The sequence below is a fragment of the Actinotignum sanguinis genome (genome assembly GCF_003957255.1).
Lineage (GTDB): Bacteria > Actinomycetota > Actinomycetes > Actinomycetales > Actinomycetaceae > Actinotignum > Actinotignum sanguinis.
In genome coordinates this window covers 22,320-48,954 of the sequence record NZ_QDIE01000004.1, presented here as the reverse complement: position 1 = coordinate 48,954, position 26,635 = coordinate 22,320, and the positions used below count along the sequence as shown (strand labels likewise).

Below are 26,635 nucleotides of genomic sequence, written 5' to 3'. Positions count from 1 at the left end.
TCTTTCCGCCCTCGCGTATGGTCCTGACGGGTGGTACTGCGCGCTTAGTGTAACAGCACGTGCGGCACTTGGAAACACACCCGCGCCCAATGCCTGCTTTTCGGGCTCGGAGGTGGCACCCTAAGAGTGGTACCAAGAGTAAGGGAAGAGATGAAAAAGCTGGAGCTGCTCGGCTTGCAACCCGACGGTCACAACCTCACGCTCAACGATGAGGAGGGTAATCGCTATCTGCTGCCCGTCACCGATGATCTGCGTGCGGCCCTGCGCAAGGATCCCCATCCCAGTACTCCCGCGGAGGAGATCACGCCGATGGGGCCGCGTGAAATCCAAGCTCTCGTGCGTGCCGGCCACAGTGTTGATGAGATTTCTGAGATGGCCGCGCTACCTCCCTCGCGTATTTCAGCCCTGGCGTACCCCATTATTGCTGAACGTAACTACACCGCCGCGCAGGCCCGTAACTACACTCTCGGGCGCGATGTGGGAGGTTTCACAGTTGAAGAACTCGTCACATCCCGCCTCGTTGCCCGCGATGTGGATACCACCTCGATCACCTGGGATGCGGTGCGCGAAGCGGGGCAACCCTGGGCGCTGATCGTCCGTTTTGTATCTGCCGGGCGTGAGCACGAAGCCCGCTGGTTCATCGACACGGATCGCCATACTCTCCAGGCCCGCAATGATGAGGCCTCCTGGCTCTCGGAAACGTCGCTCACGGCCGATGCAGGCCCGTGGCGCCCGGATCATACGCCCGCGGTGGTACCGGGAACTGCGGATACTGTTTTTTCTGGTACAACGACGCCCGCGGCGGTTCCCGCCGCGGTGCCGGCCTCCCCCTCCACTCTCCCGAGCGCGGCGGATACTCCTCCGGCCCGTGCCTCTATTGATGAGGTGCTGGCCTCGCTGGATTCCCAGCGCGGTAAGTCACGCCCCATGCCAGATGCCGATCATGATATCGATCCCGACGAATGGGACGGGGCGCATCGCGCTCCCGAGGATGAAGAGGAGCTGCGGGCTCCGGCCACCATTGTTTCCCTGCCCTCGCGTGAAGGGCAACTGCCCGGCCAGCGCGCCTTGCTGGAGCCGGAAGAACTCGCGCAGACCCCGGCGCTCCGCCCGACTTCCGCGCCGGATGCGGATGCGGATTCCGATGCCGGTGGCGGACTGTCCGAGGCCGCCGCGGAGCCGAACGGCGGGCCTGAGGCCGCTCCGGCTAGCGCGCCGGCTCCCGAAAAAGCTACTCCGGCTAGCGCGCCGGAGAAAACCGCTCCGGCTACCGGCGAACCGCGCCGCGGCCGTAAGCGCACGGATCGGCCCACCATGCCGTCCTGGGATGAGATCGTCTTCGGTAAAAAGGACTAGGTCAGGCGTGCTAGGTGTTAGGTGTTAGGCGCTACTAGATGCTCGCACCACGCGGGTCCCGCGGCGCGCAGTACCGCGCGCTTTCCGGAGCGCTAGTTCAGCTCCACAAGGAGGGGAATAAGCATCTCTGTGGGGGTGAGCGAACCGTGGACCCCACGCATAAAGGTGGCGCCCGGCTGCATGTGCCCGGTGTGAATCACGCTCAGGGTGCCGCGTTGGAAAGCGAGCACATCCCCCATCGCTTCGCGCGCCTGCGCGGTAACCTGCCCGAACATTCCGGTCGCGATGGCTTCCTCTTTGGTGTACACCCAGGAACGCTCCCCCAGGTAGTCCCGCCAGCGGGCCGCTACCTTTTCCGGTTCCCGGGTGTAAAGATGCACGGCGCGTTCCTCCCCCGAATACAGATCCACGCCTTCGCGCAACACAGGCGCGGCGGCCACATCAATGCGTTCGCTCGGATCAATCATGCCGTGATCCGCGGTGAGCACCAGCAGAGTGTCCGGGGGTAGCACCCGGGTGAGCAGGCGAATACCGGCGTCCAGATCCTCGAGCGCCATGGTCCATTCCTCGCTGGTAGCACCCCAGCGGTGCCCACGGTGATCAACCTCCCCCCAGTACAGGTAGGCAAAACGCCCACCCTCACGCAGGAAACGAGCGGCCAGCTGGACCCGGTCATCGAGGGCGGGCCCCCCGAGAGCGGTAAAACCGCGCCAGGCAGCCCGCGTTAGACCCGAGCCGATATGGTCAGGATCTTGGATGGCACCCAGCGGCGTGGCCGTGCCGGGGCGGGCAGCCTCCAGGCGCTGCGCCCAGGTTGGCACCGGCTGCCATTCTTCCGGATCGAGCCCGCTATCTTCCCAGCTAATCAGGGAGAAATTACGGCCGGTACGCGGAGAACGCAGGGAGTAGGAGAGCATCGAGGTGCGCCCGGGAAGCGCCCCGGTACCCAGGGTGGTGAGCGCTGCGGCGGTGGTGGACGGCGCCGTGGAGGTGAGTGGTTCGCGCGCGGTCAAGGCGCGCAGGGTGGGCGCGTGGCCGATACGTGCCGCCAGGTTTTCCGCCCCCAGTCCATCCACGAGCACGAGGCACACCCGGCTGGCACGCGGCAAATCCAGCACGCCCGCCGCCCGCTCTGTTTCAGCCGCTGCGTATTCCGCTGCGGGCAGCACCCCGCAGGCGGCTAAACATTCACCCAGGACGGCGCGCAGAGAGCGCTCCGCGGGCAGCACAGGAAGCTCAGTCATGCCTCCCAGTCTACGTTCCACCTCGACACACTCCTGCCCCGGCGCCCCGCGCGCGCCCAAAAAGCGGGATAATTGAGCAATGCCCAAGAATACGAGCCCCGCGGAACATATCGTCGATATTAACGTGTCGGAGGAGATGCGCACCTCCTTCCTCGAGTACTCCTACTCGGTGATTTACGCGCGTGCCCTGCCCGATGCGCGCGACGGTCTCAAGCCGGTGCAGCGCCGTATCCTTTTCCAGATGGGGCAGATGGGCCTGCGCCCCGACCGCGCCCACGTGAAGTCCTCGCGCGTGGTGGGTGACGTTATGGGGCGCCTCCACCCCCACGGTGATACCGCTATTTATGACGCGATGGTGCGCCTCGCCCAGCCTTTCACCATGCGGCTACCGCTGGTGGACGGGCACGGTAATTTCGGTTCGCTCGACGACGGGCCCGCTGCCTCGCGCTATACCGAGGCACGCCTGGCAGCCCCGGCCATGGCGATGATTTCCTCGCTCGACGAGGACGTCGTCGATATGGTCCCCAATTATGACAACACTCTCCAGCAGCCTGAGGTGCTCCCGGCCGCGATCCCGAATCTGCTGGTTAACGGTTCGTCCGGCATCGCGGTGGGGATGGCCACGAATATTCCTCCACATAATCTTATTGAGGTTATTAACGGGGCGAAGTATCTGCTGCGCCATCCGGATGCGAGCCTGGAGGATATTATGCGCTTTATCCCCGGCCCGGATCTGCCCGAAGGCGGCAAAATTATTGGTCTGGACGGCATCCGGGAAGCATACGAAACCGGGCGTGGTATTTTCCGTACCCGGGCGACGGCGCGGATCGAAAAAATCAGTGCCCGTAAGCGCGGCATTGTTATTACGGAATTGCCCTATCTTGTGGGCCCGGAAAAGATCATTGACAAGCTCAAGGACGCCGTTAACTCCAAGAAAATCCAGGGAGTTTCCGGGGTCCAAAACCTGACTGATCGGCACCACGGGATGCGGCTCGTCGTCGAAGTAAAAAACGGGTTCCACCCCGAAGCGGTACTCGCCCAGCTGTACCAGCACACTCCGCTTGAAGATTCATTCGGCATTAATAATGTGGCGTTGGTCGATGGCCAGCCGCAAACTTTAGGGTTGCTAGCGCTGCTGCGCGTGTGGATTAAGCACCGCATCACGGTGACACGCCGGCGCAGTGAGCACCGTTTACGGGCTGCGCAATCTGATTTGCACCTGGTGGAGGGTCTCCTTATTGCCGTCCTCAATATTGATGAGGTCATCGCGGTTATTCGTTCCTCGGAGGATACCGCGGCGGCCCGCGAGCGGCTCATGGCTGTTTTTGACCTCTCCGAGGCGCAGGCCGATTATATTTTGGAACTGCGGCTGCGCCGCCTCACGAAGTATTCCCAACTTGAGTTGGAAGGGCGGCGCGAGGAGCTAGAACGCACCATTGCGGAGCTGGAGGAAATACTTGGTTCTCCCGAGCGTTTACGGAAAGTGGTGGCCGCCGAGATGACGGAGGTGGCCCAGCAATTCGGCACCCCGCGGCGCACCGTGCTCCTGGAATCGGACGGGGCGGCCAGCGCGGCAGCTCCGCAAGCACTCCCCCTGGAAGTTTCCGATGATCCGACCTGGGTGCTGCTTTCGGGTACCGGGCTGGTGGCGCGCACCGCGGGCAGCGATGCACCAGAACGCAGCGGTCCGCGCCGCGCCCACGATGCCGTCATATCGCGGGTACCGGCCACGGCCCGCGGGCATATCGGGGTGGTAACAAGCCACGGGCGGATGATCGACCTGGATGTGCTCACCGTTCCCACTCTTCCCGATACCGCGGGGGCGCCCTCGCTGGCCGGAGGTACCCCGGTGGCGGATCTTATTTCCCTGGACTCTGGAGAACGTGTGGTCGGACTGGCCCCGCTCACTGCTGGTGAGAGCGATCCGGTGCTCACCCTGGCCACCGCGCACGGGCGTATTAAGCGGGTGAACGGCGCTTACCCGAATAAGGAGAGCTGGGAGGTTATTACCCTTGCTGAGGGTGACAGCGTGGTGGGCTGCGCACTGGCCCGCGATACCGACCAGGTGGTTCTTATCACGAGCGATGCGCAATTACTGCGTTTTGAGGCATCCGCGGTACGCCCGCAGGGCCGGGCCGGCCAGGGCATTGCCGGGATTCGCTGCGCGGAAGGTGCCCGGGTCATTGCCCTCGGAGTGGTGCCGGGCGATGATCTTGCCGGTTCCCTGGTGGTCACGATTGCTTCTAATGAGCAGGCGCTCCCGGGCACCGAACCGGGCAGCGCCAAGGTCACTCCCCTGGATCGTTTCCCGGCCAAGGGCCGCGGTACAGGCGGGGTGCGGGCCCAGCGTTTCCTGCGCGGGGAAAATGTTTTAGCACTTGCTGCTCTCGGCCCGGAGCCGCTGCGCGCCGTCACCGCCTCCGGCCAGCCGGTTGAGCTACCCGAGGTTGAGGAGAAGCGGGATGCTTCGGGCAGTGCGCTAACGGTCCCGGTTGCGGCTATCGGAAGCTAGTCACGCTCCGGCATATCCGGGAGCGGGTGGTGAACTACCCGGGTACGTTCGGTAACCTCGAATCCGAAGCTTTCGTAAAGGCTCAGGCGCGCCGCGCTTTCGGGAGTCAGGCAGGTGCCGTCCGGTTCGTAGTGAACGGTGAGATCCAGGGTGGTGGCATCCATACCGCTCTCCGCCTGCGCCGCGATGCTGGCTGCCAGCAGCCGGGCGTTGACCCCGTCCGGGCTTTCGGCCCGCACCGCGAGCTCATCAACATAGCCCTCCCGTAATCCCAAGCCCGGCCAATCCTGTTCATAAGCGGCGGTCATGATACATCCGAGTACCCGGGGCCGATCCCCGCGGGTATCCACCGCCAGGAAGCTCCATTCCCGGCGCATAAACGCGCATTCGATACGCCACTGTTCCCGGGTGTAAATCGGGTAATTCAATTTATCTGCGTAAAAAGAATTGTGGGCGAGCAGCGCGGCGTCGTCCCAATCGGGGGTGAGAGGAACCAGCTCCACACTGTTATTCTCCGGGTGCGCGGAAGGCGGCAGGGGCAGCGGCCCGCGCGCGAGCGGCCGGCGCATCTGCAGGTAGGAGAGCCGGTCGGTGAAGCCGGCAGCGGCCAGGGCCTTCCCCCGTTCGGGATCCCAGCTTTCCACATTCGCCACGGCCACGGGGTGGAGGGTGCCGGCCGCCAGGGCAGGAGCCCGGCGCAATTGTTCGGCGAGCACGCCGCGAGCGGCCCGTTCGCGCAGCTCCGGGCTGAGCTCGGGGTGCACACTGGCCGAGAGCGTGACGGTGGGATGCGCGGTGCGCGCATCGTAGAGGCGCACGATACCGAAAGCGAGGAGGCGCCGGACCGGTGCTGCGTCGTCGTACCACCCGAAAACACTGTGCGGAACCGAAGGCTCAAACATCAGAGCGATTTCTTCACGCGAGGTGCGGAAACTGGAGTTGACGGCGCTTTGGTGGGTATCGAGCAGCGTGAAAATCGCGCGGGCATCCGCCGCCGTGAGATCGCTCCACCGCATCGCACCGTCACCCATGAGCCCTCCTTTACGGGTATGACTCTCAAGTGTAGCGAAGCGCGGCCCGGGAATCTTAGGCATCGATCTTGTCGTAGGAGATATCGCTGGCACCTTCGACAATAAATTCGCGGCGCGGAGCCACCTCGTTACCCATCAATACCTCGAAAACGGACTCGGCTTCCCGCAGCGCGGCTTCGTCCTCGATTCGGATGCGCCGCAGGGTACGGTGGGCCGGATCCATGGTGGTTTCCGCGAGCTGGTGCGCGTCCATCTCCCCCAGGCCCTTATAGCGCTGGATGGGTTCCTTATAGGTTTTCCCGGCGCGTTCGAGCTTCTTGAGTTCCCGATGCAATTCCTCTTCGGAATAGGTATAAATATACGACCCTTTTTTCCCGCCGCGCCCGGCCACCTCAATACGATGCAGCGGCGGCACCGCCGCGAAAACCCGCCCGGCTTCCACGAGCGGACGCATATAGCGGAAGAAAAGTGTGAGCAGCAGGGTGCGGATATGGGCGCCGTCCACGTCCGCATCCGTCATCATAATAATTTTCCCGTACCGCGCTGCCGCGAGGTCAAAAGTGCGCCCGGAACCGGCCCCCACCACCTGAATAATGGAGGAGACTTCCTGGTTGCGCAGAATATCCGCGGGCGAGGCACGCTGCACATTGAGGATCTTGCCGCGGATGGGCAGCAAGGCCTGGAATTCCGAAGAACGCGCCAGTTTCGCGGTGCCGAGCGCCGAATCCCCCTCGACGATAAACAACTCGGTGTGCTCAATATCATCGCTGCGGCAATCGGCCAGCTTGGCGGGGAGCGTGGAATTTTCGAGGGCGTTTTTCCGCCGCGAGATTTCCTTGTGGACGCGCGCAGCCACCCGAGCCCGCATTTCCGCCACGATTTTTTCAAGGAGCCGTGAAGTTTCGGTTTTTTGGTCGCGTTTCGTGGACGCCAAGATACTGTGAAGCTGCGCGGCGACGACGCGCGCCACAATCGGGCGCACTGCCGCAGTCCCGAGGATCTCCTTCGTCTGCCCCTCAAATTGGGGTTCGGCTAGCCGCACCGTAACAACCGCGGTCATCCCGGCCAAAATATCGTCTTTTTCGATTTTGGCATCTTTGGCGGTGATTTTGAGGCGGCGCGCATTGGTATCGATAAGGGCCCGCAGGGTTTTCACCACGCCCTGTTCGAAGCCAGTCTGGTGCGCCCCTCCCCCGGGTGTGCGAATAATATTCACGAAGGATTCGGTGGTGGTGTCATATCCGGTCCCCCAGCGCAGGGCCACATCGACCTCGCAGGTTCGTTCGACTTCCTGGGCACGCAAATGCCCACTTTCCGGATCCAGGACCTGCACGTTTTCGGTGAAGGTTTCGCTGCCCGTGAGGTGCATAGTGGCAGTGAGAGCAGGATCGGTGGCCAGGTAGTCCACGAAATCGACGACGCCCCCCTCGTAATGGAACACTTCCTCATGGGGGCCGTTTTCTCCGGGGGTGCCCGCCAGGCCGCGTTCATCACGGATGATGATGGTCAGGCCAGGAACCAGAAACGCGGATTGACGTACCCGCTCGGTGAGCAGGTCATAGGAGAATTCTGCTTCGGCCAGGAAAATCTGGGGGTCAGCCCAGTAGCGCACGGATGTGCCGGTATTCTTCTTCGCTACTTTCCCGACGGTATCAAGCTCGCTACCGTGCGTGAAGGCTTCAAAAGGGGCCTCCGGGGAGGGCTGGGTGCCGTCCTGGAAACGCCCCGGTTCGCCGCGCTTGAATTGCATCTGGTATACCTTGCCGCCGCGCCGGACTTTCACATCCATGCGCGCGGAGAGGGCATTGACCACCGAAGCGCCCACCCCGTGAAGGCCGCCGGAAGCGGAATAGGATCCGCCCCCGAATTTCCCTCCGGCATGCAGGCGAGTGTACACAACTTCCACTCCGGAAAGCCCCACCCCGGGGACGGTATCCACGGGCACCCCGCGACCGTCGTCGGTTACCTCAACCGAGCCATCAGCATAGAGGGTGACGGTGATATGGGTGGCGAATCCTTCCAGAGCTTCGTCGATGCCGTTGTCGATGATTTCCCAAAGGCAGTGCATGAGTCCGCGTGAATCCGTGGAGCCGATGTACATGCCGGGGCGTTTGCGCACGGCTTCCAGGCCTTCGAGGACTTGGAGGTGACGAGCTGAGTATTCTTCGGAAGTTGACACACCGGTAGTTTACGCGAACGGCTGTTCGCGAGCCGCAGCGGCGCGCGTGAGAGTGTTAGGTGTTATCTATGAGCGTTACTGCGCCTCCTCTTCGATGATGAATTCGGGCAGGCTGCGGGTGAGTGAGATGGTTCGCATCGATACTGTCACTAATTTGCCTACAAGCTTCGCGATGTAGGCGGGGTCGCCAATCTCCCGGCAATAGTCATTCGGGTCGTTAACGATGCCGGTCTTTTTATCGGTTGTGACCTGGTAGCGGTCAATCATCCATTCCAGGGGGCTGCGCCCGCCGATCTTATAGGTATTGGCTTCTTCCGGGATACCGGTGATCTTGAGGTAATCGTTGTAGATCAGGCAGGTCATGTCCTTGCTGCCGCCGGGGCCCTTACCCCACGCAAGTTTCGTGACACGGTATTTGGTCCAGTCATCAATCGTGGGACTCATGCCTTCTACTTCCTGGATGCTGGGGTATGCATCCAGGTGTTCGTAATTGACGTGCAGGTCAGCAAGCTCACGGCCGATATTGCTGTAGGACCAGAAATCCGTGACTTTGGGGATACGAGGCAGCATCTTCTTGAGATCAGCCGCATAGCGTTCCCGATAGTCCTCATGATGGAGGAGTGCGTAGACGTAGAAGAAGATATCCTCCTTCTCGATCTGCGCATCCTTGTAATGTTCGCGATAGGCATTGAGAGTGCCATCTGTGATGTTATCGCGGCGGCGGTAGTCCCCGCTCCGCCGCGATACTTGCTCGGAAATGGACCGTGAGAAATCGAAGGTTCCGGAGAATTCTTCCGGAGTTCCGGCGCTTTCCAGCATCTCAAGAAGTGAACCTTGCGGGTCATTATCAGTGACGTGTTCCCAGGTGTAGAGCGGGAAGAACTGATTCCCACCATTCGGAGTAAGCGCAGGAAGCATCTCATACATGATAGGCATGAAATACTCAGCCGACGGTCCCGCAGGAATCGATATTCCCAGATTGGGCTGCTGCGGAGTCGGGAAGATCTGCGGAAGCTGGTTCACATATTCATTCATTGCACTGTTGAAATAAACCGATTGCGTGCAGAATGGACGATAAACCCCGGCACGGATATAGAAAGCATCGAAAGTGTGCTCAATACGACGATCTAATTCTCTTTTAAGTTTCCTCGTCCATGCGACATAAGAATCATCCATATTAGCGGTTTTCGAGGTCTTCCCAGCATCAATTTGCTTGTTATAGTTCGTGATCATGCGCTGCATATTCTCAGCAACGGAGGTCTTTGAGAAGTTGTAGCACCACGAATCTCGAGATGTTTCCAATCCACGCGAATACTGGATAAACGTAGCTGGCGTGTCGCTTTTCCCTTTGGTTTTCTTGTCCCCGATTGATTGGTACGTTAGGTACTTCTCGTCACGCTGGTTAACCCAATCTCCATGATTATTTGGGGTAATGACTTCAAAATCAGTACCAGCAATCGATTCCTGGGAAATCAGGATATCGAGTTTTTCCTGACGTGCAAGATAGTCAGCAATCTCGGCGTAATGAATCTTGCACGGGCCAACCCTGTCACTTGTTTTAACAAGAACCGTGACAGCCACTCCCGTCATAATATCGAAGACATTACCGCCTTCTCTGGCCGCAGCTTCTCCCATCTTGCCGCGAATACCACCACGCAAGTTGTAGACGTAAATATCAGAGAACTCTTCAGCCAAACTTAGACGTACTCCATCAGCGGTATTGCCGTCAATAAAGCTAGAGTTCGAAACAAATGCGATGACGCCCTCGGGGCCGATACGGTCAGTTGCCCACCGCAAAGCCCGGTAGTAGGAGTCATAGAGACTGTTTTTATTAGTTCCCGTTGATCTAGCGGCATACGAGCTTTCGATCTGCTTATCCAAGAATGCATATTTCAGATTTTGGTTGTTATCGTTCGCACTCTTCTGCCCGGCAGAGTAAGGAGGGTTCATCACTACGACGCGTATTTTCGCTTCTTTTTGGCGCTCGACACGCTCCATATTGGCAGCGAAGTCCCCCACCTCGTCAAATCGGTTTTCTTCTTCGTGGATCTGGAACGTGTCCGTCAAGCTGAGACCGGGGAATTCCACATACTCATCCCCCACACCTTGCTCAATCCGAATCTGGCGATAAACCTCTTCGATATTGATAGAAGCAATATAGTAGCTAAGCAGCACGATTTCATTAGCGAAAATTTCCCGCAAGTACTTACGTTCCAACTGATCAGGTTTAATGAGGCCAGATTGCAGGAGCCTGGTTATGAAGGTCCCCGTACCCAGGAAGGGTTCGATAATGGAGATCCCCTCATCCCCTAAACTTTTCCCTAGATGACGGCGTAGTGCCACGTCAGCCGAGCGCAGGATATAGTCCACCACCGGGACAGGCGTGAAGACGATACCCAGGCGGTCTTGCATAGACGGGAATGCTCTCGCGAAGAACTTGTCATAGAGGGTACGCATGATCTCCTGCTTGCCGTCAAGCGTTGTGATAGCACGGATCTTTTGCGTCATTGCCTCATAGAACTTAGCCAGCGGCTCACGCTCGGTCTCGAACACCTTATTGGTGGCAAGCCGGTCCAAAATCTTCTGCATGGCCTGGCTCACCGGGTTCTGGGAAGTGAATTCCTGAGAGGGGAACATCGCGTCGAACAAAGGCTTCGTGATCAAGTGCTGGGCTAGCATCTCGACCGCCTGAGCCCCGTCGACTGCTGGATTGAGCGTTTTCTGTAGGGCTGTGACGAAAGACGTGAAGTAATCCTGATTGATCGGGTCTTCCAGAAGCTGTTCGATCAGGTTAATATAGCGGCTTGCAATATCACCGATATCCTTGCTCCAGTCGTCCCAGTACAGCCGGTCCCCAACCTTCTTTACGATTTTCGAGTAGACAGCATCCTTCCATTCACTGGCCTGGAGGAAAAGCTCCAACTGCATTTGACGACTATCAGATTCGCCCCCAGGCCCGGAGCCCGAACCACCATCAATAACTTCAGTGTCATCGCCTCCCGCACTTCCAGAGAACGGATCAGCCGGCGCAGTGGGTTTGAGGTCAACGTAGTCAACGATGATATTTTCCGGGAGTGTGCCGTTATATTGACTGGCGTTCAGCTTGGCTTCGAAATCTTCATCATGCGCGCGGATAGCTTGGAGCACCTGCCACACAACCGCATAACGCTGGTTATCGCTGAGGGAATCTTCCGGGGTTGTCCCAGCGGGCACCGCAACGGGCAGAATAATATACCCGAATTCTTTTCCTTCAGCCTTGCGCATGACCCGGCCAACGGCCTGGATCACATCCACTTGAGAGCGACGCGGATTCAAGAACAACACCGCATCCAAGGTCGGCACGTCTACTCCCTCGGAAAGGCAGCGCGCATTCGTAAGGATTCGGCAGACCGGATGTTCACTCTCCACATCTGTTTTCAGCCAGTCAAGGGCTTCCCCGCGCTCAATGGCGTTCATCGTGCCATCAACATGACGGCACTGAACACCCAGGTCATCACTGACCTCGCTATTCATGAGGTTTCGCAAATGCTTATTGACGAGCTCCGGGAACTCAGATGCGATCTGCTTGGAGGTTTTAATATCCTTCGCGAAGGCAACCGCCCGGTGCATCGGCGTCGTATCACTTCCGTACTGCACATCAGTGAAACCGCTCTTACGTTTAGCAAGCGCGTTCCAACATCCCACCAGTTTCGCTGTCTCAGGTAGCGGAAGCTCCCCGTAGATCGCGCCCTGTTGGTAGATCGGGGTGACTTGGTCTTCTGGGATCGCCAGAACAACAACTTTGTAGTCGGTGAGCAGACCCAAGCTCACCGCAGTTCCGAACCCAAGGCGGTGGAAGACTGGGCCGAACAACGCGGCATCGTCCATGGAGGTGAGGACCGCATCTTTTTCTTTCGCCGCGTCTTTAACCTTCGGATTAAAAATCTTCGGGGTGGCGGTCATATACAAGCGTTTATCAGCCCGCAGGTAGTCGTTATTGTGAACGCGGGTGAAATAGGATTCGTCTTCCCCGGTGAGGGTGACACCGGTGGTGCGGTGGGCTTCATCGCAAATAATCAGATCGAAATCACGCCAATCATTACCGGCCAACTCTTGGGCCTGGTGAACGATATCAATGCTCTGATAGGTCGCGAAGATTACCTGGAGTCCACCCCCCCCCCGCGTGCTTAATCAAGGATGCGGCAAGGGTGGCCGGCTTGGTTGTTGGCGGTGTTTTCAAGTCCACCATCGCGATATCCGCCACGTCCTGGCGCTCCTGGCGTTTCCGGTTCACTTTCGTATCTGAGCACACACTCCAGGCGGAAAACGGGACTTGAACTTCAGCAGCCCACTCATTCAAGGTCTGGCTCATCAGCGCGAGGGAGGGAACCATGAACATGATCCGGGCACTCCCGCCCAAATCATCGGTGAGCCGTTCGGCTATTTTCAGAGCCGTAAATGTTTTACCCGTTCCACAAGCCATAACCAAAGTTCCGCGATCATGATCTTGGAAGCCGGTAAACACATCACGAATCGCGTTGACCTGGTGGTCACGTAGCGTTTTACGCGGCTTGAGCTGCGGAGTTTCGGAAGGTTTCGCGAAGGAATATGTGCTCCAGTCAATATCGGAGTTACGCAGATCGGTAAGGCCGATACGAGTGACGGGTTTGCTCTGGCCCCGGATCGCATCTTCTGCATTAGCTCCCCAGGGCACACCCGTGGTTTCCACGAAAATCCGACGCTTGAAGGGTTCTTTACCCGAGTCCGCGAGGAAAGAATCAAGCTGGGCCTTACTGATGGTGCGGCCCTGCTCGTAGAACTTGCATTGGATAGCTACGGCCGGTGTATGCGCGTCTGGTTCGCTGCCATCTTCGGGCATGTCTTCGATATCAATTGCAACCAGATCAATCCCGGTATCAGGCCGTCCAGCCCGCCCGGGCCAGTCACGCCACAGATACACCGCACCGAATTGGCGGCTCATCTGCGAGTCCTTGAGAAGATAGGAGCGGATGAGTTGTTCAAATAGGTTGCCTTGCGCACGCACCGAATCGGATAAATCCCGGTATTCAGCGAGCAACTCATCGAAAGCGTTTACGCTGCGCGTTGATTCTCGCTGAGCATCCAACGCATTCGATTCCACCCGAATATCCTGGCCAGATACCTGGACTTTGCTCTCCACGCTCTTCTGAGCGGTAGTGAGATTATCGTTTGGGTGCATCTGAGTGCTCATCACATTCCCTTTCCGGGTATCTCGCCAGCAACGATCAACTTCCCTAAGCCTACTGGCAGAACGGAAAACTCACCCACTATTAACACGTGAATACCGTGGGTTTCGGCTTGGCCACGAAAAAGCGGCCCGGATGGGCCGCTCGTGTTGAGATCGAAGCGAGGTTAGGCGATATTTTCGCGTTCGTCTTGAATCTCAAGGGCATCTTCACGCAGCTTATCGAGGTGCTGGGAAGCATGATGGCCGCAGAAGAAAAGTTCTCCATAGGGCAGGCGTACCCGAACGTAGGCCTGGGCTCCGCAGGCATCGCAACGATCCTGCGCGGTCAAGGGAGCTAATTCAGTCAATGTAGTACTCACATACCTATCAAAGCATAAAAGGGCGCGCTTATTCCTGAGGAGAAGATCACCTCAGGCCCGTGCTCTCGGTAAGCTGAACGCATGGCTCTCTCTCACGCGCACGGTAGTTTTTTGGGCTATGCCGCCCTCGATCTGGAAACCACCGGTTTAGATGCGCGCACCGACCGAATTGTGGAGATCGGGGTGGTACTTCTGGATGATCAGGGCAGCCCCGAACGCGAATGGGAGAGCCTGGTGAACCCATTGCGGCCCATGGGAGCCACGGAAATTCACGGGGTGCACGGCGCGGAAGTGGCGCAGGCGCCGTCGTTTTCCGAACTTCTCCCCCAGGTAGAACGGCTGCTGCGCGGGCGTATCCTCGCGGCGCACAATGTCCGTTTCGATCTTGCTTTTCTCAACGAGGCTTTTCGCCGGGCCGGAAGCCCGTTACGTATCCCCCGTAACGCCGCGGTATGCACAATGGATCTCTCGCGTATTTACCTTCCCGAGGGGCGCCACTCCCTCATGGCCGTGGCCCAGCGGGCCGGGATTGCGATAGAAGAACACCACCGCGCCATCACGGATGCGCGCATGTGCGGGCGGCTTCTGGCTGAGTATCTGCGCCGGGAGGCACGTGGGCAGCGCTACGCCACCCGCGCACATAGTAAAGATGGACGGGAAATAACAGCAGCGGCGTGGAACGATGCTCGCCGCCACGCCGCTGAGATTATATGGCCCACCCCGTTATTCGACGTGGAGTTCCGCAGCGTGCGCTGCAAACGCCGCGCCCCGCGGGGCCACGCGGAACCTGCCGCGCCTGGCTTTACTCCAGGTAGTCACGCAGCACCTGCGAACGGCTCGGGTGGCGCAGCTTAGACATGGTCTTGGATTCGATCTGGCGAATGCGCTCGCGGGTGACCCCGTAGACCTTACCAATTTCATCCAGGGTTTTCGGCTGGCCGTCGGTGAGGCCAAAGCGCATGGAAACCACCCCGGCTTCGCGTTCGGATAGGGTATCGAGAACGCGATGGAGCTGTTCTTGGAGCAGGGTGAAGCCAACGGCATCAGCCGGGACCACCGCTTCGGAATCCTCAATGAGGTCACCGAATTCGGAATCGCCATCTTCACCCAGCGGGGTGTGCAAAGAAATCGGTTCGCGCCCGTACTTTTGAACTTCGACGACCTTTTCTTCGGTCATATCCAGTTCTTTCGCCAGTTCCTCGGTGGTTGGTTCCCGCCCGAGTTCCTGGAGCATCTGGCGCTGGACCCGCGCGAGCTTGTTGATAACTTCGACCATATGCACCGGGATGCGGATAGTGCGAGCCTGGTCCGCCATCGCGCGGGTAATAGCCTGGCGAATCCACCAGGTGGCGTAGGTAGAGAACTTGTAGCCCTTGGCGTAGTCAAACTTTTCGACGGCGCGCACCAGCCCCAAATTCCCTTCCTGGATAAGATCAAGGAAGAGCATGCCCCGGCCTGTGTAGCGCTTAGCCAAAGAAACTACCAGGCGAAGATTAGCTTCCAGGAGGTGGTTCTTGGCGTGCTTACCATCACGGGAAATAATCCGCAGTTCACGGATATAGGCGTGATCCTTCTCCTTATCGAGATTTCCCTGATCTAGCAGGTGCTGAGCATAGAGCCCCGCCTCGATTCGCTTGGCGAGTTCCACTTCTTCCGCGGCGTTGAGCAGGGGAACTTTACCGATCTGCTTGAGGTAATCCTTGACCGGATCCGCGGTGGCACCGGCAACATGAACACGCACCGCCGGTTCATCGGAATCATCAGAGTCCTTAACGGTGAAACCACCCCGGGAGTTACGCCCGGTTGTTTCCGTTTTAGCGGCGCTATCCGTTTCCTTATCGGCTTCGTCCTCTTCTTCCTCGGGCTCTTCTTCAGCGTCCTCGGAATCGTGGTCGGTGTCTTCGTCATCCTCGAGATCGTCGTCAAGATCCTCGGCATCAACATCTTCAGCGTCGACGTCGAAATCTTCATCCTCGAGATCCTCATGTTCTTCGGGATCTTCGGGTTCTTCCTGCTTAGCGGTAGCACGCTTCGAGGTGGATTTCTTCGAGGCAGCAGCTGTCTTGGATTCGGCCGCCTTCGAGCTTGCCTTCTTCGCGGAAGACTTGCGGGTGGCAGGCTTCTTAGCCGCCGGTTTATCTTCCGTGGTTTCCGCGCCTGCCGCGGTAGCCTCCGCAGCGGCGGATGCGGTTTCCGGAGCTTCGCTTTCAGCCGCTGCCTTCTTCGCGGAAGTCTTCTTTGCCGCGGTGGACTTTGAGGCGGTGGACTTCGCGGTGGTTTTCGCCGTGGTGGCCTTCTTGGTGGAAGAAGATGCCTTGGATTCGGCCGCCTTCGATTCGCTTGCCTTGGTGGCAGCCTTCTTGGTAGTGGTGGCCTTGGTAGCACTGGCTTTCTTAGCGGCTGGTTTCTTCGCAGCCGTGGTGCTTTCAGAAGCGGTAGCTGCCGAGGTGGCCGATGCCGTGCGACTGGAGGAGCGGGCCGCCTTCTTCTTCGTACCCGAAGCGGATGCGGAGACCGCGGTGTCCTTTTCCACGGCAGCGGTTTCTTGTGCACTGGCAGACTTTGTGGCCACGTGAGACCTTTCCCTAGTGTTATCAACGAATGCCGAGAACCGGCACGGGGTATCCACCCCAAAGAGCTACTTAGCGGAACGCGCCCGCCCCGCCTTTTGTTCCCCAGCCTCCCTAACGTGCCGATCCTCACATAGCATTCTTATGCCTGGCGACTATAGTTCTCCCACCTGCTGCCGGTGCGAACTTCCCGCCGGTGCACATGCTGCCGTGCACGCAGCTACTTAGGCCGCTTGGCTGCCCCGTCCATATCGGTCCACGGCTTCGGAATCGATATCTGCCAGAGAGCAAGGCGTGGACTCGTCACCAGTGCCGTTACTATCCGCCTCCTCTTGATCGCCACTATCAGCTTCGGCGCGAGAGCTCCTCCCGCCTTCATTCGGGCCGATCAACCAGGGCGGCAGCGCGTTCCATGCGGCAGCATCTTTGAGCATGCGTGCCAGGCGCGAGCCGGGGTTGATCTCCAGGGCTTCCTGAGCACGCAGCGCGGTCATGGAATTTTGCCCCACCCACCAGGCTAAATACGCTGAGCACACATAAGGAACCTCTATCCCATCCGGAGCTAGGCGGGCTAATTCATCCAGAAGTGCCATCATCCCCAAAGCTCGCACAATATTGGGGCGCTCCCCTATCCCGGTAGCAAAACCCGAAGCGGGATCCACCGAAGACATAGGCAACAGCGGATCATGTTCGAGGGACACCTGCAAAATTTTGTCCCGAATGGGAATATGCACGAGCCCGGCCAGGGCCCGCCCCGCTTCGCGGGTGGTGAGGCGCGGTGGGCCCGCCTGGCGGCGGCGCACCACCCGAGCGAGGAGCATATCCCAATGCTCTTCTAGTGCGGTGAGCGGCTCCCCGCGCGCTTCTTCCAGCGCCACGGCGGTATTGCGCATCCGGGTGGGACTGGCTTTGACGATATCGCGGCGCGGTTCTTCCTCCAGCGGTGCCGAGCCTTTATACACGAGAGTAGCCGCAGCCTCGGTAGATTCGAGTTCTTCCCAGCGGCAAAATGTTTCTTCTCCCATATCCATAAACCCTTCGTTATCGGCAATAAAAAAATCAAGACTCCACGCATCGCGAGTGCCAGGGTTGCTATCCCAGAGCCGGGAAAGCGCGGCGCACAGCAGTTCGAGGAGGGCCAGCACCGAGGCAAATTCGCGGGTATGTGCGAAGCGAACAAAATCTGGGCAGTAGACCACCGCCACGCAGCTGAACATGCGGCAGGCAGTTACCGTGTCAGATATCTGCCGGGCAACATAGGGTGAGATAGGGCCGGCACGCAGATCCAGGCGGATAAGTGGCGTTTCACCCCCGGCCACAGCAACTTCTGGCCGCTTAGAAGATTCCAGCGAGCCGAACCATTGCGGTAGTGCCTCACCCTCCGGGCCCACGGCCCGATGTAATTCCGGGCTTCCCCCGAAGAGTACGAAGTGGTGGCGCGGGTGGAAGCCCAGCAGATGGGGAATAACAGCGAGGGCATCGCGCGGATGATGAAGTGTGATCGTGTCCATAGGGCTAGATAACCAGCTTCAGCCGGCACGTGCTGGCGAGTGCCGGTACCCTGTGGATGGGGCGCGCACCTCACGAATCTGTGGATAAAGAAGCGGAGCAGGAGCAATGGAGTGGAGCACTCGCGATTTCACCAACGGGGTCGATAGCCGTATCGAGGCGCGTTTGGATTCGTTGCGGCGCTGGGATCAGCCTGAGGTGGAGGATTTCATCGATACGGTTACCGCCCTTGCAGCCGGCGGTAAACGCACCCGGGCCCGGCTTGTGCGCGCGGGAATGCTCGCCGCTCTGCCCGAACCCAGCTGTGCGGATATGGTGGCGGCGGTGCGTTTGGGAGCTGCCGTCGAGCTTTTCCAGCTCGCGGCGCTTATTCACGACGATATTATTGACGCTTCTGCCACCCGCCGCGGGGTACCCACGGTGCACGCCGAGCTGGAGAATTATCACCGCGCGTCCGGGTGGGATGGTTCCCCCGAGCGCTACGGTTTGCGGGCCGGCCTTATTGTGGGTGATGCTGTGCTGGCGCTGGCTTCCCAGGAGGCGGTGAGTGCCGGGCGCACCGCTCCCCTTGAGCCTTTCTTCACCATGTGTGAGGACGTGGGCATCGGTCAGTTCCTCGATATCCGCTGCGAATATACCCGCGCGGCTACCCGGGAGGATATTAGCGCGATCATTACCCATAAAACGGTGTCGTATTCCGCACTGTTCCCGCTGCTCATCGGAGCCGCGCTCACCGGGCAGCCCGCGCCGGAAACGATCGCAGATTTACGAGCTTTTGCCACGCCTTTCGGTGAGGCTTTCCAATTGCGCGACGACATCCTCGGCATTTTCGGGGATCCGGCCGTTACCGGTAAACCCGCCGGCGATGACCTCACCGAAGGGAAAAACACGTTCCTCTTCCTCGAAACGCTGGAGCGGGTAACCGAGGCGGATGCCCGGTGGCTGCGGTCCTTGCGTGGGAAGCCCTTGGAGGGCGACGACGTCGTTCGTGCCCAAAATCTTATGGAAAGCTCGGGAGCGCGTGCTCACGTGGAAAGCATGATCCGCCAGCGTGAGGATAGTGCTCGTGCTATCTTGCCGCGTCTGAATGAGGCCGCCCGCGAGAGCCTGGGCGAACTCTTGCAGCGGCTGCGCTCGCGCACCCACTAGTCCACGAGGCGCATCGGCCCGCACGAACGTGGCCCGCACCGAAGCGGGCCAGCGAGGAACTAAAAAGCCAGGCCGGCGATGACGCGGCGGACCGCGTGGGTGTGCCCGGCAAGGAGTGCGCTCAGCGGGGTATCCCGCAATTCCGCATCGAAGCGCCGCAGCCATTCCTGCGCTTCGTCGTCGCTATATCCGGCATCGCGCAGGGAAATGATGGTGCCGCGCAGCGAGGGCAGGGGCACGCGTTTGCCGTCTTTCATCACGAATTGTCCCGCGTCGGCGTAGAGCGCGTTATTGTCCCCGCGCCGCACCGCCAGGAAACGGGCGTCGCGCAGTTGGGAGCGGACCGTGCGCAGATCAGTCTCGAGGCGCTCCGCTAGCTCCGGGAGGCTCAACCAGGTCACATTCGTTATCTCTTTTTCCACAGTTCCATCTTAATGCCGGCGCCGCTCAAGCGCGCCGGTGGGCACGGGCGCGGCGTCGTCGCCATTACAAAATCGTCACAATCTGGTGACATTTTCACAACAGTGCACTATTGTCACAAGTGGAACAACGGCCGGGACGCTATCGAATGTCCCCCGCCCCGGCCAGGAAGTGAGAAATGGTGGGATCGAAGGCGAATCTTGCGCGTTTACGGGCGCAGGCACCTGCCCCGCGCTACGAACTATCGCACGCGGAAATCGCGGCGCGTTTGAATGCGATTATCGCCCCGAGTCGGGCCGATACGCAGAAGATGGTGCGTGATACGGCGGCGCTCATGGGCGTCAATCCTCGGCTTGCAATGGCGCATGCCTATATCGAATCCGGTTTTAATTCCCGCGCGCTCTCCCCGGCAGGCGCGGCAGGTGTGATGCAGCTAATTCCCGCTGCCTCGCGGTGGGCGGGGCGGATGGTCGGCCGGGATCTGGATTGGCTCATTCCCGCGGATAATATCACCGCAGGTATCGCCATTATTCGGTATTTGCAGCGCCACACCACCAGCACACATGAGGCGATTGCCGCCTACTACCAGGGTCTGGCGCGCCTGCGGGAGGCGGGGCCCTATCCCTCCACCCAAAAATATGTGCTGCGGGTCTTGCGTGCAGCAAAGAGTTTCTAAACACGGCTTTTCCCAGCAGCACGCTACCCTAGGTGTGTGACTATTCCTTCCCTGCCGACCGGGTGGCTTGAGGGCCGCTACCGTCTCGACGCCCCGGTGGCGCGCGGCGGAATGGCCGCGGTGTACCGCGGCTACGATACGAAGCTTGATCGCGTGGTCGCCATCAAAATTATGCACCCCGATTTGGCGGCGCTTGATGATTTCACTCGGCTCTTCCAGCGGGAAGCCCGGGCTGTTGCCGCACTCAGCAGCCCGCATATCGTCACTATTTACGACCGTGGGGTGTGGAACGACGGCGCAACCGAGCGCGCCTACCTTGTCATGGAATACGTACCCGGGCCCACGCTACGCCACGAGCTGGAGCGCCTGGGTTCCTTCCAGCTCGGCACCGCCCTGGAGATTTGCGCTCAGGTTCTTCAGGGCCTGGCAGCTGCCCACCGGGCCGGAATTATTCACCGGGATATCAAACCGGAAAATATTTTATTCGACGACGCCTGCCCGCCACCCTCCCCCGTGCGCCTTCCACAGCTCGCCGTCACGGTAACCGATTTTGGACTCGCCCATGCGGTGAGTTCATCCTCGGGGGCCCTGCCGCGCTGGGGAACCCTGGCCTATACCGCACCGGAGATTCTGGAGCAGCGCGCCGCGAGCCCGGCTAGCGATATTTACGCCACCGGCCTGGTGCTCTTTGAGCTACTTGCCGGCCGGCTCCCCTGGGCCGGGTATTCGGCCGCCCAGCTCGCGGCGGCGCAGGCACGCGAGGATCTGCCGCGTCTAGCAGGGGATAATTCGTGGTTGCCGGCGGAGGTTGATTCTTTTATCGGGGTGCTCACCGCGAAAAATCCGGCGGATCGCCCGGCGAGCGCCGCGCAGGCCCGCGAGTTGCTACGGGGACTTCGGAATCGGGTATCTGAGGAGGCCGAGCTGCGGCGCATCCCGGTTACGCCGCGCCGCCCCCAACCACTTCTCCCTACCGCGGCAGCTGAGCCCCGGGAGGAAAGCAGCCCGGCCGGTGATATCGCTCCGGCTCGGAGCACCGTGGATGTTACCAGGGCGGCCGCAACTACCGGAATTACAGGTGCGGATACCGCCACCGCGATCTCTACCGGGGTAAGCGTGCAGGCCACTGTTCCCGCACACCGCCCAGCGCGCCACGGGGTGCACCCGCGGCGCGGCCGCGCGTGGAAGATTGCCGCCTGGGTATGCGCACTGGCGCTCCTAGCCGGTGCGGGAGGAGCCACGTGGGCACTTCAGGCCGGCCCGTGGGCACGGATAACAGTGCCCGAGCTTGCCACCGGTCTTACCCAAGCCCGCGGTCAACTGGAGGCGCTCGGGCTCACGGTGGAGACGGAGGTGGGTGTTGGAAACGGGGCGCTACCGAGCACCGTGCTGGGTAGCGACCCCGAGGCAGGTAGCCGAGTACGGCCGGGGAGCACAGTTGAACTCCTTATCGCCGGCGAAGCCCGCGCTGCAACTGTTCCAGATGTGGCGGATACATTGGAGGCGGAGGCGCGCGCCACGCTCGAAAACGCAGGGTTCCAGGTGCAGGTGCGCTACCAGGAGACCCGGGCTGCGCGGCCGGGCACCGTGCTGCGCCAGGATCCCGGCCCCGGCGTGAGCGCCGCAGCCGGCGAGAAGGTCACGCTCATTATCGCGGCGCGCTAGCCGGGCCAGGCCAGGCCTGGCTAGGCCCCTGTTTTACAGGTGGACGTCGCGCAACATTTCGGCCAGCTGGTAGGCCAGCTCCAAAGACTGCTGATGGTTGAGGCGCGGATCGACCAGCGATTCGTAGCGTTCGGTGAGGGTTTCTTCGAAAATCTCTTCCGAGCCCCCCAGCACCTCCGTTACGTCGTCCCCGGTTAGTTCCACGTGGATACCGCCCGGGTGGCTACCCAAGGCTTCGTGAACTGCGAAGAACCCGCGGATTTCCGCCATAATATCGCTCAGGCGGCGGGTCTTAATGCCATTGGACGCTTTGATGGTATTTCCGTGCATGGGGTCGGAAACCCACGTTACCGGGCGCCCGTCGCGCTGCACGGCTTCCACCAGGGGTGGGAGGGCTTCTTCTACGCGGCCGGCCCCCATGCGGGTAATGAACGTGAGGCGGCCCGCCTCACCTTCCGGATTAAGCTTATCGATCAGGGCGAGGGCGGTATCTGGCGTCGTCGTCGGCCCTAATTTCACCCCGATCGGGTTACGGGCATGGGAGAACATCTCCACGTGGGCACCGTTAACGTCACGGGTGCGTTCCCCAATCCACAGGAAGTGTGCGGAGGTGAGATAAGGATCGTGGGTGCGCGAATCGATGCGCATCATAATTTCCTCGAAGGGCAGCACAAGGCCTTCGTGGGAGGAATAAATTTGCGTTTCCGCCAGCTGGGCGCCGTCGACCCCGGCCGCGGTCACAAAACGCATGGCACGATCAATCTCGCTCGCCGTTTTTTCGTACCGCACGTATGCCGGGTTGGCAATAAAACCGCGGTTCCAATCGTGGACCGAACGCAAGTCTGCGAAACCGCCGCGCGTAAAAGCGCGCATGAGGTTGAGGGTGGCCACCGAGTACAGGTACGCCTCCTCCAAGCGGTGCGGATCGTGGCGGCGCGCCGCGGCGGTGAATTCGTGCCCGTTAATGGAATCACCCAGGTAGGAGGGCAGAGTGGTGTCGCCAATTGTTTCGGTGGCCTGGGAGCGCGGCTTGGAGTACTGGCCGGCCATCCGCCCAATTTTCACCACCGGCACCGATGCCCCGTAGGTCAAAATAACCGACATTTGCAGGAGGGTGCGGACCTTGGCACGGATACGATCCGCGGTGATTTGTTCAAAAGATTCCGCGCAATCCCCACCCATGAGGACGAAAGCTTCTCCGCGTTGCGCGGCCGCGATGCTCTCCCGGAGGCGATCACATTCACCCGCAAAAACGAGAGGTGGCATTTTCGCCAAACGCTGCATGACGGCAGCGAGCTCTGCTTCGTCCTCGTAATGAGGCTGGTGCAGCGCGGGCTTATCGCGCCAGGTGTGGGCCAGCGCGGCGATTTTATGCGTATCGTCCTCAAACATAAACGAAATCTTAGCCCGGAACGGGGGCGCGGGCAGAATTGCGTCACTGCCATGAGACACACCCGGTACTCAACGGCGCCTACCGCACTCACCATGAATCCCGCACACAAGCTCGCCCCGCACCATATAAGCGGTACGGGGCGAGCCTTTACGTGTGGATGCGGGGCAACCGAAACACCATATCTGCCGGGGCAGCACGATCTGCGCGGCCGCGGCCAGCGGCGCAGCTGTTTTAGGCGTGCGGGCGCACGTCCTGGCCGATGGCCTGCATGGTCTCCACGAACCAATCCTGGGTGATATCGAAAGCCTTGTGGCCCTGCACCCGCGGGAAAGCGATATTGGTCAGGACGTTACCGTTCTCCTCATCGTGGCCGATGAGGCCGGGCTTGCCTTCCAGCGCGCACTGCACGGCCAGATCCACCATGCCCTTAATGAGGCGCAGATCCTCGGCATTGGCGTGCCAGGCGCGGGAGAAGTACCCGGACTTTTGCACCATAACCTTTTCCGCGCCGAGCTTCTGCGCGAACTGCTCCGCGAACCAGCGGCCCGGGTTGACCTTATCGAGCTGGACGTGCCCGAAGGGGTCACGCGGCACTTCCTGGCCGGCGGCTTCCATTTCCGCCACAATTTCATCCACGCCCGCGCCTTCGGAGAGGAAGATATTGACGTTGCCGATCTCATCCATAATCTTCTTGAGGCGTTCGGCTTCTCCGCTGATATCCAAAGCCATTTCAGGCAGGAAGACGGCGTGCACATCCCAGCGTTCCTTGGTTAGCCCCAGCGCCGGAGCCCATTCCTGCTCCTGGACCCAATCGTGGTAGTACTTGGAGGCCTGCGCGGTGAGGTAGCCGCAATTGCGGCCCATGACTTCGTGAACGATGAGCATGCGCGGGTTGGAGCGATGTTCGCCAATAATATGCTGGGCGTAGAGCGATGCTTCTTCCGCGGCGGTCCAGGCACCCAGGGACTGACGCACCGGAATAATGTCATTATCGATGGTCTTGGGCAGGCCCACCACCACGAGGTGATGCCCGTTTTCTTCCAGGTAGGCGGCCAGATCAGCGGCGGTGGTATTCGTATCATCACCGCCGATGGTGTGGAGCACATCCACGCCATCTTCCACGAGGCGCTGGGCGGCGAATTCCAGCGGATTCACGCCTTCTTCCACGAGGCCCCGCTTGACCAGATCCGCGGTATTGGTCAGCTTGACGCGGGAGTTGCCGATGGGCGAACCGCCGAAACGGTGCAGGATATGGGCTTGTTCACGCCCCTCTTTATCGATGGTGATGTAATTTCCGGTAAGCAACCCGTGGTAGCCATGCTGGTAGGCGATAATTTCCACATCGGGCGCAATTTCCGTATAGCGCTCAATGAGGCCACCCACGGCCGAGGACAAACACGGGGCGAAACCTCCGGCGGTCAAGAGCGCAACGCGGCGGACAGTCATCGTTAACCTTCCGTTTCTGATTGGGGGATTATTCCGCTGTCGATTATACCCGCAGCTATAGTGTCTTTCATGGGAGAAAGACCTACAGGCAAGCACTCGGATAATAGCTTCGATGCGCAATGGGACAAGATCGCGCGCGAGCTAGAAGCCGAGGGTGTGGGAGCGAATATCGATAGCGTCCAGGATGGTGGTACCGCACTGCCACCGGTGGACGTTTCCCCGCGCTATACCGATGCCGCGTGGGCGCTGGGTGGCGGGCGCGCAACCGGTCCGCGCGATTGGTCCCCAGCCCCGGATGATTCAGATTTTTCCAACGACGACGCCACTTTCGACCCGGCCTCGCGCGAAGAATACTACGTTCCCCAGGCCCCCGCGCACCGCTACGCGAGCCTCGCCTGGGTGGCCACCGGGGTGCTGGTTCTCATCAGCGCCCTCATGTTTATCGGCCTGCTGCCCGCGCCGCGCCTGACCGCGTGGCTCCTGGCCGGTGGCGCACTGGTGGGCGTGGTGGTCGCTATTATTTTGACGGCCCCGGCTCGCGAAGATACCGATCCGTACGACGACGGCGCCCGCCTCTAGCGCGCTACTTCGCTACATCACGACCACCGACAGCACCACTGATTTTTATGCACAATATGTACTACGATGGTTTCGGGTAATCCACGCCACTTTCTTTTGTTTTAGAAATAGGAGTGATCCACATATGAATTCAGAAGCACAAACACCGCCCCCGCCCTCGGCCGGTACTCCGGCAGAGCCTTCCTATGTACCTGTAAGTACGACTACCCCCCCCCCGACGGCGCTCGTAAAAGGCACGTAGGTTTATGGGCCAGCCTCATCATCACACTTCTTGTCATTATTGGTGTGATCATCACCTTTGTGGTTATGAAAGGCCGTTACACCCCGGAAAAGAAAGCCGAGGAATACCTGGCCGCGGTGGTGGATGGCAAGATTAGCGAGGCGCTGGAGATATATTCCCCGAATGTCAATTCGGCTAATCGCGCACTCCTCACCGATGAGGTCTACGCGCAAGCGACCAACCGCCCCACCGGATATGAGATCCTCGAAACAACCCAACGTGGCGATATGGAGAGCGACCGCATCGATTATATCGTCCATGCGGAATGGGTTATCGATTCCAGGCGCTATCCAGTGGAGGTCATCCTCAACAAAGACGGGAAGACACTCCTCTTCTTCGATAATTGGAAAGTCCGAGAGGCTCCCGTCGGTTCACTTCCTATCACAACCACCGCTTCGCAAATTACGGTGAATGGTACAACCATCGACCTCCCTGGTAAAGAAAATACTTCTACGTCCGGCAGTGCCAGGGAACGCAAAGATATTGACGGAGGATCGTTCGATAGGTACCGTTATCCCGCTTTCCCAGGTGCGTACACGGTCGCAGTGCCACCGGTGAGTTCCTTCATCACTTTCGGAGAACAACAGGTAGTAACAGTGATTGATTTCTCTGAGGAAACCGGCCACGATACTTACGTGAGCTTCAGCCCCAGCTTCACACCCGAGGTGAGCCAAAAGGTAGAAGAACAAATTACCGCACAGTACGCAAAATGCATGGAATCCACCGAAGTTGAGGTACCTGAATGCCCGCGGTTCAACCTCGACATGGGACTCCTCGATCAACGGAGTGATGCACGGCGTTCGTGGTCAAAGGATCCAAAGTTCACTCTCGATGAGAAGTACATCGCCCGTGAAGGAGACTCCTGGATCGGCCGTATGCAGGTAGAAGGCGAAATATCTATCGCCTACAAGCAACGCTATCGAGATAGCCAGCCCTGGGAAGAAAGATCTCCTCAAATCAAATACATCAACCAAACATTCGAATTCGCGGTAAAGGGGGACCAGGTTACGCTGGATCCTAAACCAGTACAAGACCGTGAACGTCGAGGGTGGTTCTAAGCT

The 26,635-nt window shown here is 59.8% G+C and carries 19 protein-coding genes; 8 read left to right on the top strand and 11 right to left on the bottom strand.

Annotation, left to right across the window (positions count from 1 at the left end):
• Positions 1–150 precede the first annotated feature (150 nt).
• The gene (gene sepH, locus DDD64_RS02075; RefSeq protein ID WP_126134805.1) at positions 151–1,356 is read left to right on the top strand and encodes a septation protein SepH; all 1,206 of its coding nucleotides are present in this window, start codon (positions 151–153) and stop codon (positions 1,354–1,356) included.
• Positions 1,357–1,448: 92 nt separating this feature from the next.
• On the opposite strand, the gene DDD64_RS02070 is transcribed toward sepH, so the two are convergent.
• Positions 1,449–2,600, bottom strand: coding sequence for an alkaline phosphatase family protein (locus tag DDD64_RS02070; RefSeq protein ID WP_126134804.1), 1,152 nt, complete (start codon positions 2,598–2,600; stop codon positions 1,449–1,451).
• Positions 2,601–2,679: 79 nt separating this feature from the next.
• On the opposite strand from DDD64_RS02070, the gene DDD64_RS02065 reads away from it, so the two are divergent.
• Positions 2,680–5,112 (top strand): DNA gyrase/topoisomerase IV subunit A, encoded by a 2,433-nt coding sequence (locus tag DDD64_RS02065; protein WP_126134803.1) that lies wholly within the window; start codon positions 2,680–2,682, stop codon positions 5,110–5,112.
• Here the strand turns inward: DDD64_RS02065 and DDD64_RS02060 are convergent.
• From DDD64_RS02060 to DDD64_RS02045, 5 genes are all read right to left on the bottom strand, one after another.
• Complete coding sequence (locus DDD64_RS02060) at positions 5,109–6,143, bottom strand: N-acetyltransferase (RefSeq protein ID WP_126134802.1); 1,035 nt, start codon at positions 6,141–6,143, stop codon at positions 5,109–5,111. The two genes, DDD64_RS02065 and DDD64_RS02060, sit on opposite strands and share 4 nt — an antisense overlap.
• 55 nt (positions 6,144–6,198) lie before the next feature.
• On the bottom strand, positions 6,199–8,322 hold the full coding sequence (locus tag DDD64_RS02055) for a DNA gyrase/topoisomerase IV subunit B (protein WP_126134801.1): 2,124 nt from the start codon (positions 8,320–8,322) through the stop codon (positions 6,199–6,201).
• Between the two features lie 75 nt (positions 8,323–8,397).
• The gene (locus DDD64_RS09085) at positions 8,398–12,411 is read right to left on the bottom strand and encodes a type ISP restriction/modification enzyme (RefSeq protein ID WP_276330021.1); all 4,014 of its coding nucleotides are present in this window, start codon (positions 12,409–12,411) and stop codon (positions 8,398–8,400) included.
• Positions 12,412–12,433: 22 nt separating this feature from the next.
• The gene (locus DDD64_RS09080) at positions 12,434–13,531 is read right to left on the bottom strand and encodes a restriction endonuclease (RefSeq protein ID WP_276330020.1); all 1,098 of its coding nucleotides are present in this window, start codon (positions 13,529–13,531) and stop codon (positions 12,434–12,436) included.
• A gap of 161 nt (positions 13,532–13,692) precedes the next feature.
• A complete protein-coding gene (locus tag DDD64_RS02045) occupies positions 13,693–13,887 on the bottom strand; it encodes a DUF7455 domain-containing protein (protein ID WP_026428827.1) in 195 nt (64 codons plus the stop codon).
• Positions 13,888–13,968: 81 nt separating this feature from the next.
• On the opposite strand from DDD64_RS02045, the gene DDD64_RS02040 reads away from it, so the two are divergent.
• Positions 13,969–14,742 (top strand): 3'-5' exonuclease, encoded by a 774-nt coding sequence (locus tag DDD64_RS02040; RefSeq protein WP_126134800.1) that lies wholly within the window; start codon positions 13,969–13,971, stop codon positions 14,740–14,742.
• Here the strand turns inward: DDD64_RS02040 and DDD64_RS02035 are convergent.
• The gene (locus DDD64_RS02035) at positions 14,690–16,459 is read right to left on the bottom strand and encodes an RNA polymerase sigma factor (protein WP_126134799.1); all 1,770 of its coding nucleotides are present in this window, start codon (positions 16,457–16,459) and stop codon (positions 14,690–14,692) included. The genes DDD64_RS02040 and DDD64_RS02035 overlap by 53 nt on opposite strands.
• Positions 16,460–16,681: 222 nt before the next feature.
• Positions 16,682–17,968: a DUF4192 family protein gene (locus DDD64_RS02030; RefSeq protein WP_126134798.1), complete on the bottom strand. Its 1,287-nt coding sequence runs from the start codon at positions 17,966–17,968 to the stop codon at positions 16,682–16,684.
• A gap of 106 nt (positions 17,969–18,074) precedes the next feature.
• Between DDD64_RS02030 and DDD64_RS02025 the strand changes: the two genes are divergently transcribed.
• Positions 18,075–19,115: a polyprenyl synthetase family protein gene (locus DDD64_RS02025; RefSeq protein WP_126134797.1), complete on the top strand. Its 1,041-nt coding sequence runs from the start codon at positions 18,075–18,077 to the stop codon at positions 19,113–19,115.
• Positions 19,116–19,174: 59 nt separating this feature from the next.
• Here DDD64_RS02025 and DDD64_RS02020 read toward each other — a convergent pair whose 3' ends face one another.
• Entirely contained in the window at positions 19,175–19,537 is a 363-nt protein-coding gene (locus DDD64_RS02020; protein ID WP_126134796.1) for an Rv2175c family DNA-binding protein, read from the bottom strand.
• Between the two features lie 176 nt (positions 19,538–19,713).
• On the opposite strand from DDD64_RS02020, the gene DDD64_RS02015 reads away from it, so the two are divergent.
• Both DDD64_RS02015 and DDD64_RS02010 read left to right on the top strand, forming a co-directional pair.
• On the top strand, positions 19,714–20,211 hold the full coding sequence (locus tag DDD64_RS02015; RefSeq protein WP_126134795.1) for a lytic transglycosylase domain-containing protein: 498 nt from the start codon (positions 19,714–19,716) through the stop codon (positions 20,209–20,211).
• A gap of 36 nt (positions 20,212–20,247) precedes the next feature.
• On the top strand, positions 20,248–21,876 hold the full coding sequence (locus DDD64_RS02010) for a protein kinase domain-containing protein (RefSeq protein ID WP_126134794.1): 1,629 nt from the start codon (positions 20,248–20,250) through the stop codon (positions 21,874–21,876).
• 33 nt (positions 21,877–21,909) lie between these two features.
• Here the strand turns inward: DDD64_RS02010 and DDD64_RS02005 are convergent, their stop codons facing one another.
• The gene (locus DDD64_RS02005) at positions 21,910–23,268 is read right to left on the bottom strand and encodes a class II 3-deoxy-7-phosphoheptulonate synthase (RefSeq protein ID WP_126134793.1); all 1,359 of its coding nucleotides are present in this window, start codon (positions 23,266–23,268) and stop codon (positions 21,910–21,912) included.
• Positions 23,269–23,500: 232 nt separating this feature from the next.
• Positions 23,501–24,715 (bottom strand): pyrophosphate--fructose-6-phosphate 1-phosphotransferase, encoded by a 1,215-nt coding sequence (locus tag DDD64_RS02000; protein ID WP_126134792.1) that lies wholly within the window; start codon positions 24,713–24,715, stop codon positions 23,501–23,503.
• 69 nt (positions 24,716–24,784) lie between these two features.
• On the opposite strand from DDD64_RS02000, the gene DDD64_RS01995 reads away from it, so the two are divergent.
• On the top strand, positions 24,785–25,294 hold the full coding sequence (locus DDD64_RS01995) for an SdpI family protein (protein WP_126134791.1): 510 nt from the start codon (positions 24,785–24,787) through the stop codon (positions 25,292–25,294).
• Between the two features lie 285 nt (positions 25,295–25,579).
• A complete protein-coding gene (locus DDD64_RS01990) occupies positions 25,580–26,632 on the top strand; it encodes a hypothetical protein (protein WP_126134790.1) in 1,053 nt (350 codons plus the stop codon).
• The last annotated feature ends 3 nt before the right edge of the window (positions 26,633–26,635 follow it).